Source organism: Mycolicibacterium fallax (assembly GCF_010726955.1).
In the GTDB taxonomy this organism is placed as follows: domain Bacteria; phylum Actinomycetota; class Actinomycetes; order Mycobacteriales; family Mycobacteriaceae; genus Mycobacterium; species Mycobacterium fallax.
The window spans coordinates 1,497,729-1,507,840 of sequence record NZ_AP022603.1 but is presented as its reverse complement, the minus strand read 5'-3'; the positions used below and the strand labels follow the sequence as shown (position 1 = coordinate 1,507,840).

10 protein-coding genes are annotated in these 10,112 nt (G+C 71.5%); 8 read left to right on the top strand and 2 right to left on the bottom strand.

Translation table 11 applies throughout. The features are described from left to right. Positions 1-13 precede the first annotated feature (13 nt). Positions 14-1,120, top strand: coding sequence for an AI-2E family transporter (locus G6N10_RS07150; protein WP_085100490.1), 1,107 nt, complete (start codon positions 14-16; stop codon positions 1,118-1,120). On the opposite strand, the gene G6N10_RS07145 is transcribed toward G6N10_RS07150, so the two are convergent. Beyond that, positions 1,106-1,450: a type II toxin-antitoxin system VapB family antitoxin gene (locus G6N10_RS07145; RefSeq protein WP_085100493.1), complete on the bottom strand. Its 345-nt coding sequence runs from the start codon at positions 1,448-1,450 to the stop codon at positions 1,106-1,108. The two genes, G6N10_RS07150 and G6N10_RS07145, sit on opposite strands and share 15 nt — an antisense overlap. Before the next feature lie 120 nt (positions 1,451-1,570). On the opposite strand from G6N10_RS07145, the gene hrcA reads away from it, so the two are divergent. The 7 genes from hrcA to era all read left to right on the top strand — a co-directional run bounded on the left by hrcA (position 1,571) and on the right by era (position 8,596). Continuing rightward, positions 1,571-2,620 (top strand): heat-inducible transcriptional repressor HrcA, encoded by a 1,050-nt coding sequence (gene hrcA, locus G6N10_RS07140; RefSeq protein WP_163742310.1) that lies wholly within the window; start codon positions 1,571-1,573, stop codon positions 2,618-2,620. 37 nt (positions 2,621-2,657) lie between these two features. Further along, entirely contained in the window at positions 2,658-3,812 is a 1,155-nt protein-coding gene (dnaJ, locus tag G6N10_RS07135; RefSeq protein ID WP_085100808.1) for a molecular chaperone DnaJ, read from the top strand. A 4-nt stretch (positions 3,813-3,816) separates the two neighbouring features. Next, the gene (locus G6N10_RS07130; protein WP_085100499.1) at positions 3,817-4,572 is read left to right on the top strand and encodes a 16S rRNA (uracil(1498)-N(3))-methyltransferase; all 756 of its coding nucleotides are present in this window, start codon (positions 3,817-3,819) and stop codon (positions 4,570-4,572) included. A gap of 224 nt (positions 4,573-4,796) precedes the next feature. Further along, positions 4,797-5,825, top strand: a complete 1,029-nt coding sequence (locus G6N10_RS07125) for a PhoH family protein (protein WP_085100502.1) — start codon at positions 4,797-4,799, stop codon at positions 5,823-5,825. Then, positions 5,822-6,370 carry an rRNA maturation RNase YbeY gene (ybeY, locus tag G6N10_RS07120; RefSeq protein ID WP_085100504.1) on the top strand — a complete coding sequence of 183 codons (549 nt, stop codon included), beginning with the start codon at positions 5,822-5,824 and terminating at the stop codon, positions 6,368-6,370. The genes G6N10_RS07125 and ybeY overlap by 4 nt, the downstream gene beginning before the upstream one ends. Positions 6,371-6,377: 7 nt before the next feature. After that, positions 6,378-7,688 (top strand): hemolysin family protein, encoded by a 1,311-nt coding sequence (locus G6N10_RS07115; protein ID WP_085100507.1) that lies wholly within the window; start codon positions 6,378-6,380, stop codon positions 7,686-7,688. Beyond that, the gene (gene era / locus G6N10_RS07110) at positions 7,685-8,596 is read left to right on the top strand and encodes a GTPase Era (RefSeq protein WP_085100510.1); all 912 of its coding nucleotides are present in this window, start codon (positions 7,685-7,687) and stop codon (positions 8,594-8,596) included. Before G6N10_RS07115 ends, era begins: the two co-directional genes overlap by 4 nt. A 12-nt stretch (positions 8,597-8,608) precedes the next feature. On the opposite strand, the gene G6N10_RS07105 is transcribed toward era, so the two are convergent. Continuing rightward, complete coding sequence (locus G6N10_RS07105) at positions 8,609-10,024, bottom strand: amidase (protein ID WP_085100513.1); 1,416 nt, start codon at positions 10,022-10,024, stop codon at positions 8,609-8,611. Positions 10,025-10,112 lie beyond the last annotated feature (88 nt).

The window sequence follows — 10,112 nt, the reverse complement described above, 5'->3', positions numbered from 1 at the left end:
AGGATCGGTGGCCATGACCGTCGATGACACCGTCCGCCACCTGGCCGCGCCCGCCGAACCTACCGGACCGGCCGGCACGCTGCTGCGCCGGGCGGGAGTGTTCAGCTGGTCGGCGCTGGGGATCGTCGGGCTGGTCGTCGTGCTGGCGATGGCGCTCGGCGCCGCCGGCGGCATCCTGGTTCCGCTGGTGGTGGCGGTGCTGGCGACCATCGTGCTGGAGCCGTTGACCGCGGCGTTCAAGCGGCTGGGCCTGCCCGCCGTCGCGGCGGTGGCGGCGACGCTGACCGTCGCGGTCGGGGTGGCCGTCGGCACCATCGCGATCGTGGTGTCCGGCTTCGTCGCGCAGTGGCCGGAGATCCACCGGCAGTTGCTCGGCGGCTGGTCGGCGCTGCTGGACTGGATCCGCAGCCTGGACCTGGACGCGCACTGGCTCGAGCAGGCCCGGGCCCGGCTGGAGGAACACCTTGCCGAGCTGGGCCAGGGCGCCGTCGGGATGGTGACCAGCACCTTCTACGGCGCGGTGTCGCTGGTCATCGGCGTGTTCTTCGCGCTGTTCTTCCTGTTCTTCACGCTGCGCGACGCGGACCGCTTCCCGTCCTGGTTGGCGCGGGTCGGCGGGTTCGACCCGGTCGAGGTCGGTGAGGTGGTCGCGCTGTCGAGGCAGTCGGTGCGCGGCTACTTCAAGGGCACGGCGATCACCGCGCTGGTCACCGCCCCGATCTTCATGATCCCGTTGCTGCTGCTGCGCGTCCCGCTGGCGGTGCCGATCTTCGTGCTGTATTTCTTCCTGTCCTATGTCCCGTTCGTCGGGGCGTGGATCACCGGGGCGTTCGCGGTGCTGATCGCGCTCGGTTCCGGCGGTCCACCCGCAGCGCTCATCATCGGGGTGACGTTCCTGCTGTCCAACGGCGCCATCCAGAGCGCGGTCAACTCCTGGGCGCTGGGCTCCTCGCTGTCGCTGCACCCCATCGCGGTGTTGCTGGCCACCATGATCGGCGGCACCTTCGCGGGCCTGCTCGGCATGGTGATGGGCGCACCGGTGCTGGCGGCCACCGTCAAATCGGTGACGGCGCTGCGGCGGCTGCGCGTCGCCCCCGAACCCGGGCTAGCGCCGGGGTAGCGCCGGCGAGTCGGGCGGGCCGGCGGGTGCCGCGGCGGAATCCATGTCGAACACCCGGGCGTGCAGCACGGTGCGGTTTCGCAGCGCCGCCCGCACCGCGCGGTGCAACCCGTCCTCCAGGTAGACGTTGCCCTTCCACTTCACCGCGTGCGGGAACAGGTCGCCGTAGAAGGTGGAGTCCTCCGACAGCAGCCGGTCCAGCGCCAGCACGGTCGTGGTGGTCACCAACTCGTCCAGCCGAATCTGGCGGGGTGGAATCCGGGCCCAGTCGCGGTGGTCGAGGCCGTGCGGGGGATACGGTTTGCCTTCCCGCACACCCTTGAAGATCATCGCGGGACCGCGCGGCCGGGGTGCTGGGACATGGCGCTCAGGTTAGCCCGTGTCGGTCGCCGGATCCCGCCGCGGCCGTAAACTGGTCAACTGGGCGGCGGGGGAGCGAAGGAGGATCCGGTGGGCGGTACCGACGATCGTCGTTTCGAGGTGCTGCGGGCCATCGTCGCCGACTTCGTTTCCACCCGCGAGCCGATCGGCTCCAAGACCCTCGTCGACCGGCACAACCTCGGGGTGTCCAGCGCCACTGTCCGCAACGACATGGCGGTGCTGGAGGCCGAGGGATACATCACCCAGCCGCACACCAGCTCCGGGCGCATCCCCACCGAGAAGGGCTATCGCGAGTTCGTCGACCGGCTCGAGGTGGTCAAGCCGATGTCGAATCCGGAGCGCCGGGCGATCCTGGAGTTCCTGGATTTCGGGGTGGACCTCGACGACGTGCTGCGCCGAGCGGTGCGACTGCTGGCGCAGCTGACCCGTCAGGTCGCGGTGGTGCAGTACCCGATCCTGTCGGCCTCGACGGTCCGGCACCTGGAGGTGGTCGCGCTGACCCCGGCCCGGCTGCTGCTGGTGCTCATCACCGACTCCGGCCGGGTCGACCAGCGGATCGTCGAACTCGGCAACCCGCTCGACGACCACCAGCTGACCCAGCTGCGCGACCTGCTCGGCAAGGCGCTGGAGGGCAAGCGGCTGTCCGCGGCGTCGATCGCCGTCGCCGACCTGGCCGGCCAGCTGGCCGATGCGGCCGGGGCGCCGCTGGCCGACGCGGTCGGCCGGGCGGCCACCGTGCTGGTGGAAACCCTCGTCGAGCACCGCGAGGAGCGGCTGCTGACCGGCGGAACCGCCAACCTGACCCACAACACCGCCGACTTCGGCGGGTCGCTGCGCTCGGTGCTGGAGGCCCTGGAAGAACAGGTGGTGGTGCTCAAGCTGCTGGCCGCCTCCCAGGACGCCGGCAAGGTCACGGTGCGGATCGGCCACGAGACCGAAGTGGTGTCCGGGGCCGAACAGATGGCCGGCACGTCGGTGGTGACCACGACATACGGCACAATGGACACCGTCTACGGCGGCATGGGTGTGCTTGGGCCGACTCGGATGGACTATCCGGGCACCATGGCCAGCGTCGCCGCCGTTGCGTTGTACATCGGTGAGGTTCTGGGCACTCGTTGAGTGCCGGGCCCGGTATTGCGAGGGCGTGGAGAAAAGCGTGGCACGGGATTACTACGGTCTGCTCGGGGTGACCAAGGACGCCAGCGATGCGGAGCTCAAGCGCGCCTACCGCAAGCTGGCCCGCGAACTGCATCCCGACATCAACCCCGACGAGCAGGCCCAGGCCATGTTCAAGGAGATCTCGGTCGCCTACGAGGTGCTCACCGACCCGGAGAAGCGCCGCATCGTCGACCTCGGCGGCGACCCGATGGAGAGCGCGGGCGCCGGTGGTGGCGGCGGCGGCTTCGCCGGCTTCGGCGGGCTCGGGGACGTGTTCGAGGCGTTCTTCGGCGGCGGCACCGGTTCGCGCGGGCCGATCGGCCGGGTCCGGCCCGGCTCGGATTCGCTGCTGCGGGTGCGGCTCGATCTCACCGAATGCGCGACCGGGGTGACCAAGCAGGTGACCGTCGACACCGCCATCCTGTGCGACCGCTGCCAGGGCCGCGGCACCCACGGCGATTCCCGGCCCAGCAGCTGCGACACCTGCGGTGGCCGCGGCGAGGTGCAGAGCGTGCAGCGTTCGCTGCTCGGCCAGGTGATGACGTCGCGGCCGTGCCCGACCTGCCGCGGGGTCGGCGAGGTGATCCTGGACCCCTGCCACAGCTGTGGCGGCGACGGCCGGGTGCGGGCCCGCCGGGAGATCAGCGTCAAGGTGCCCGCCGGCGTCGGCGAGGGCATGCGGATCCGGCTGGCCGCCCAGGGCGAGGTCGGTCCCGGCGGCGGCCCGGCCGGTGACCTGTACGTCGAGGTCCACGAGAAGCCGCACGACATCTTCGTCCGCGACGGTGACGACCTGCACTGCACGATCGACGTCCCGATGGTTGACGCCGCGCTCGGCGCCACCGTCACCGTCGACGCCATCCTGGACGGCCCGACCGAGTTCACCGTCGCCGCGGGCACCCAGCCCGGCTCGGTGCTGACGCTGCGCGGGCACGGCATGCCGCACCTGCGTTCCGGGGTGCGCGGGGACCTGCACGCGCACGTCAACGTGCTGGTGCCCACCCGGCTGGATCCGCGCGACGTCGAGCTGCTGACCGAGCTCAAGCACAACCGCGGCGAGGACACCGCGGTCACCTCGACCCAGACCGAGGCGTCGGGGCACAACGGCGGCGGCATCTTCAGCCGGCTGCGCGAGACCTTCAGCGGCCGCTGAGGCCGTGTCCAAACCGGTCTTCTACGTTCCGGCGCTGCCCGGGGCGGGCGGCTCGGTGCTGCTCGACGGCGATGAGGGCTTCCACGCCGCCTCGGTGCGGCGCATTCGGGTGGGCGAGGCGATCGTGCTCGGCGACGGGGCAGGCGCCGTCGCCGACTGCGTGGTCACCGAGGTCAACAAGAAGGACCTGACCGCGCTGGTTGAGCACCCCCGGTTCGTCCCGGCCCCGCAGCCACCGGTCACCGTGGTGCAGGCGCTGCCGAAATCGGAGCGCTCCGAGCTGGCCGTCGAGCTGGCCACCGAGGCCGGCGCCGACGCGTTCGTGGCCTGGCAGGCCGCCCGCTGCGTGGCCCGCTGGGACGGACCACGCGCCGACAAGGGGCTGCGGCGCTGGTCGGCGGTGGCCCGCGCGGCCGCCCGGCAGTCCCGCCGGGCCTGGGTCCCGCCGGTCGAGGGGGTGCTCGGCACGACCGAGCTGGCCGCCCGGATCGCTTCGTCCGATGCGTTGGCGCTGGTGCTGCACGAGGAGTCCGCGGTTCCGCTGGCCGACCTCGATCCCGGCGCGGCGAGCGCGATCACCCTGATTGTCGGCCCGGAGGGCGGCATCGGCGCCGACGAGCTGGCCACCCTGACCGCCGCCGGTGCCCGCCCGGTCCGGCTGGGACCGACGGTGCTGCGCACCTCGACTGCCGCGGCGGTCGCACTCGGTGCGCTGGGGGTGCTGACCGGCCGCTGGGATCTCCGCGGGCAAGGCCGGTAGCGCCGCGGCGGCCGATGCTCGGCTCGAGCCTGCACAAATGGGGTGAAATCAGGGGGTCCAGCTGGATTATCCACTTCGCTGCGCTCCCAGCGGACATCTGTGCAGACCCTCGGCCGCGACGGCTCGATCGCCGGCCGGCGCACGGTCCACCGGGATGCGCGTGGGGTCCCGGCGGTAGACTTGACTGACCGGAAAACCCCGAAAGACAGGCAAAAGTCGCCACCGTGACGCCCCGCGAACCGAATAGCAGCACCGTGCGCACCACCATCGACGTGCCCGCCGATCTCGTGGTCGCGCTGCTCGGCTCCGCCGACGAGAACCTGCGGGTACTTGACCAGCAGCTGGCCGCCGACCTGCACGTGCGGGGCAACACCTTCACCGTGACCGGCCCCGCCGCCGATGTTGCGCTGGCCGACCGGGTGCTCACCGAGTTGATCGCGCTGGTCGCCGGCGGACATCCGCTCACCCCGGACGCGGTACGCCGCAGCGTGGGCATGGTCACCGACGCCGGGGACGCCTCCCCGGCCGAGGTGCTGAGCCTGGACGTGCTGAGCCGGCGCGGCAAGACCATCCGGCCCAAGACCCTGAACCAGAAGCACTATGTCGACGCCATCGACGCCAACACCATCGTGTTCGGCATCGGCCCGGCCGGCACCGGCAAGACCTACCTGGCGATGGCCAAGGCCGTGCACGCGCTGCGGTCCAAGCAGGTCAACCGGATCATCCTGACCCGCCCGGCGGTGGAGGCCGGCGAGCGGCTCGGGTTCCTGCCCGGCACCCTGAGCGAGAAGATCGACCCCTACCTGCGCCCGCTGTATGACGCGCTGCACGACATGATGGACGCCGAGGCCATCCCGAAGCTGATGAGCGCCGGGGTGATCGAGGTGGCGCCGCTGGCCTACATGCGGGGTAGAACCCTCAACGATGCGTTCATCATCCTCGACGAGGCGCAGAACACCACCGCCGAGCAGATGAAGATGTTCCTCACCCGGCTGGGCTTCGGCTCCAAGATCGTTGTCACCGGCGACGTCACCCAGGTCGACCTGCCGGGCGGGGCGCGCTCGGGGCTGCGCGCCGCGGTGGATATCCTCGACGGCATCGACGACATCCATTTCGCCGAGCTGACCAGCGCCGACGTGGTGCGCCACAGCCTGGTGTCCGACATCGTGGACGCCTACGCGCGCGCCGAGGGCCCGGCCAACCGCACGCAGCGTCGGCACGCGCCGCGCAACCGCCGGGAGGCCAGGCCGTGACCATCGAGGTGTCCAACGAATCCGGCATCGAGGTGGCCGAGGACGAGCTGATCGGTGTGGCCCGCTTCGTGCTGGCCCGGATGGACGTCAACCCCGGCGCCGAGCTGTCGATGATCCTGCTGGACATCGAGGCGATGGCGGACCTGCACGTGCGCTGGATGGACCTGCCGGGCCCGACCGACGTGATGAGCTTCCCGATGGACGAGCTGGAGCCCGGCGGCCGTCCCGACGCGCCCGATCCGGGCCCGTCGATGCTCGGCGACATCGTGCTGTGTCCGCAGTTCGCCGCCGACCAGGCCGCCGCGGCCGGGCACCCGCTGGCCCACGAGCTGGCCCTGCTCACCGTGCACGGTGTGCTGCACCTGCTCGGCTACGACCACGCCGAGCCGGAGGAAGAGAAGGAGATGTTCGCGCTGCAGCGCGAACTGCTGGAGGACTGGTACATCGAGCAGGCCGCGCGGCACCGCCGCGACCGGCAGGTCGAGCGCGACCGCCGGCTGCTGGACCGCTCCAGCGACTTCCACCGCCGGCCCGAAGGCCTGTGAGCGGGCGGTGAACGGGCCTGCGCCGCTGCTCGGCGCGATCGTACTGGTCATATTGGGCGGGCTGTTCTCGGCCATCGACGCCGCCATCAACACGGTGTCGATGGCGCGGATCGCCGAGATGGTCCGCGAGGAGCGCCCCGGGGCGGTGCGGCTGGCCGCGGTGATCGCCGAGCGGCCCCGGCATACCAGCCTGGTGGTGTTGCTGCGGATCGTCTGCGAGATCACCGCCACCGTGTTGCTGGTGGGCTATTTGGCCCAGCACCTGCCACTGGGCCCGGCGCTGATCCTGGCGGCGGTGGTCATGTCGGTCAGCAGCTTCGTACTGATTGGGGTCGGCCCGCGGACCGTCGGACGGCAGAACGCCTACACCATCGCGTTGGGTTCAGCCGTTGGGCTGCAGGCGATCTCGGTGCTGCTGATGCCGATCAGCCGGCTGCTGATCCTGCTCGGCAACGCGCTGACCCCGGGCCGGGGCTTTCGCAATGGGCCGTTCGCCTCGGAGATCGAACTGCGCGAGGTCGTCGACCTGGCCCAGCAGCGCGGTGTGGTCGCCGACGACGAGCGCCGGATGATCCAGTCGGTGTTCGAGTTGGGCGACACGGTGGCCCGCGAGGTGATGGTGCCGCGCACCGAGATGGTGTGGATCGAGCGGGACAAGCACGCCGGGCAGGCCACCACGCTGGCGGTGCGCAGCGGGCATTCCCGCATCCCGGTGATCGGGGAGAACGTCGATGACGTGCTCGGCGTGGTGTACCTCAAGGACCTGGTGGAGCGCACCTACACCTCCACCACCGGCGGCCGCGACACCGCCGTCGCCGAGGTGATGCGCCCGGCGGTGTTCATGCCCGACACCAAACCGCTGGACGATCTGCTGCACGAGATGCAGCGCACCCGCAACCACATGGCGCTGCTGGTCGACGAGTACGGCGCGATCGCCGGGCTGGTCACCATCGAGGACGTCCTGGAGGAGATCGTCGGGGAGATCGCCGACGAGTACGACGACGGCGAGACCGCCCCGGTGCAGCGGCTGGGCACCGACCGCTACCGGGTGTCGGCGCGGCTGCCGGTCGAGGACCTCGGGGAACTGTTCGACGTGGAGTTCGACGAGGACCTGGTCGAGGAGGTCGACTCGGTCGGCGGGCTGCTGGCCGTCGACCTGGGCCGGGTGCCGCTGCCCGGCGCCGAGGTGATCACCCACGGGCTGCGGCTGCGCGCCGAAGGGGGCTGGGATCAGCGGGGTCGGGTGCGGGTGCGCACGGTGCTGGTCCACCGGGTGCCCGCAGCCGCCATCCCCGATGAGAATGAGGAGTCCCGATGAGTGAATTCCGTTCCGGTTTCGTGTGTCTGGTCGGCCGGCCGAACACCGGGAAGTCGACGCTGACCAACGCGCTGGTCGGGGCCAAGGTTGCGATCACCTCCAACCGGCCGCAGACCACCCGGCACACCATCCGCGGCATCGTGCACCGCGACGACTTCCAGATCATCCTGGTCGACACCCCCGGGCTGCATCGCCCGCGCACCCTGCTGGGCAAGCGGCTCAACGACCTGGTCCGCGACACCTACTCCGAGGTCGACGTGATCGGGCTGTGCATCCCGGCCGATGAGCCGATCGGGCCGGGGGACCGGTGGATCTATCAGCAGATCCGCGACGTCGCCCCGCGCACCGCGCTGGTGGTGCTGGTCACCAAGATCGACAAGGTGTCCCGGGACCGGGTGGCCGCCCAATTGACTTCGGTGGCCGCGGAATTCGGTGAGCACGCCAAGGAGATCGTGCCGGTCTCGGCGACCACCGGGGAACAGGTCGATGTCGTCATCGGCGTGCTGGCCGGCATGCTGCCACCGGGTCCGGCGTTCTACCCCGACGGTGAACTCACCGACGAGCCCGAGGAAACCCTGATGGCCGAGTTCATCCGGGAGGCCGCCCTGGAGGGCGTGCGCGACGAGTTGCCGCACTCGCTGGCAGTGGTGATCGAGGAGGTCCAGCAGCGGGCCGGCCGGCCCGAGGACCAGCCGCTGGTCGACGTGGACGCGGTGATCTACGTCGAGCGGGACAGCCAGAAGGGGATCGTGATCGGCAAGGGCGGAGCCAGGCTGCGGGAGGTCGGCACCGCCGCGCGCACCCAGATCGAGAAGCTGCTGGGCACCAAGGTGTACCTGAACCTGCGGGTCAAGGTCGCCAAGAACTGGCAGCGCGATCCCAAACAGCTTGGCCGACTGGGGTTTTGATCCCGGGCCCGGTCAGCGGGTCTGCCACCACGGTTCGGGCTGCCGGTTCGCCCAACCGCCGATCGCCTCCAGCGACGCCGCCAGGGACACCAGCAGCGGCTCGCTGTTGGCCGGGCCCATCAGCTGCACGCCGATCGGCAGCCCGGCGGCGGTGAACCCGGCCGGGATGTTGATCGACGGCCAGCCCAGCGCATTCCACGGCCAGCACACCGGGCAGGCGGCGATGATGGCCCGGTCGGTGGCCGACGGGCTCAGGTTGTCGAAGGCGTCCACCCGCGGCGGCGGCAGCGCGGTGGTGGGCGCCAGCACCACGTCGACCAGATCGAAGATCCGGCCGATCCGGCGCCGCTGCGCCGGCTCCTGGCGACGGGCCCGATCCAGCACCCGCTGCGAGAGTGCCTGTCCGATACGGAAATTCGACTGCGTGCGGCGGTCCCACCGAATGCCGGCGCCGAGCCGATCCCGCCACGGCAGCAGTCCGGCGGTGGAGCGGGCCAGGAAACTCCAGGACAGTCGCAACCCGTAGTCCGGGTTGCCCAGCACGGTCTGGTGGCCGAGTTCCCCGAGCTGATCGGCGACGGCGTGCAGAGCCCGGGCGATCTCGTCGTCCAGCCGCGCCGGGAACCCGGTGAACGGGAACCGGGTGGACACCGCCACGCGCAGCGGGCCCGGCGCCTGCGACACCCCGTCGTAGGCCGAGACCGGTTCGGGGCGGTGGATGTCGCCGTCGGCGGACCCGGAGATCGCGTCCAGGACCAGCGCGGCGTCGGCGACGGTGCGGGCCAGCACCCCGTTGACGGTGATGCCGTTGAACGGGTCCGCCAGCGGCCAGGTGGAGATCCGGCCGCGCTGCGGCTTGATGCCGACCAGGTTGGTCCAGGACGCCGGGATCCGGACGCTGCCCGCCCCGTCGGAGCCGATCGCCGCGGCGACCAGGCCGGCCGCGACGGCGGCCGCCGCCCCGCCGGAGGACCCGCCGGGGGTGTGCTCGGCATTCCACGGGTTGCGGGTGTGCCCGAAGCCGGGTCCGCTGGTGAACGGCCATTGGCCGAGCTCGCAGCTGTTGGTCTTGCCGACGACCACCGCGCCCGCCGCGCGCAGCCGGCGGATGACCTCGGCGTCGGCGGCGGCCGGGGGCACCCAGCCGTCGGTGCCGAACGCGGTCGGCACCCCGGCCACGTCGACGTCGTCCTTGACCGCGATCGGGATCCCGAGCAGGGCCCCGCTGTCGCCGCGGGCGCGGCGCGCGTCGGCGTCGGCGGCCGCGGCCAGCGCGGGCTCGGCGAGCACCACCTTGAACGCGTTGAGCTGGGGCTGGCTGGCCTCGATGGCCGCCAGCGCGCGGCGGGTCAGCTCCACCGAGGTCAGCCGACCGCCCGCCAGCTGATACAGCTGCTGGTGCACGGTGGGGAAACTGGTCGCTGCCATGATGCCTGCGAGCCTAGCCAGCCGGCGGGGTCCGGTCGGCAATCGTGACCGAGGCCACCGGCGCGCATCCCGGCGATTGTCCGATCCC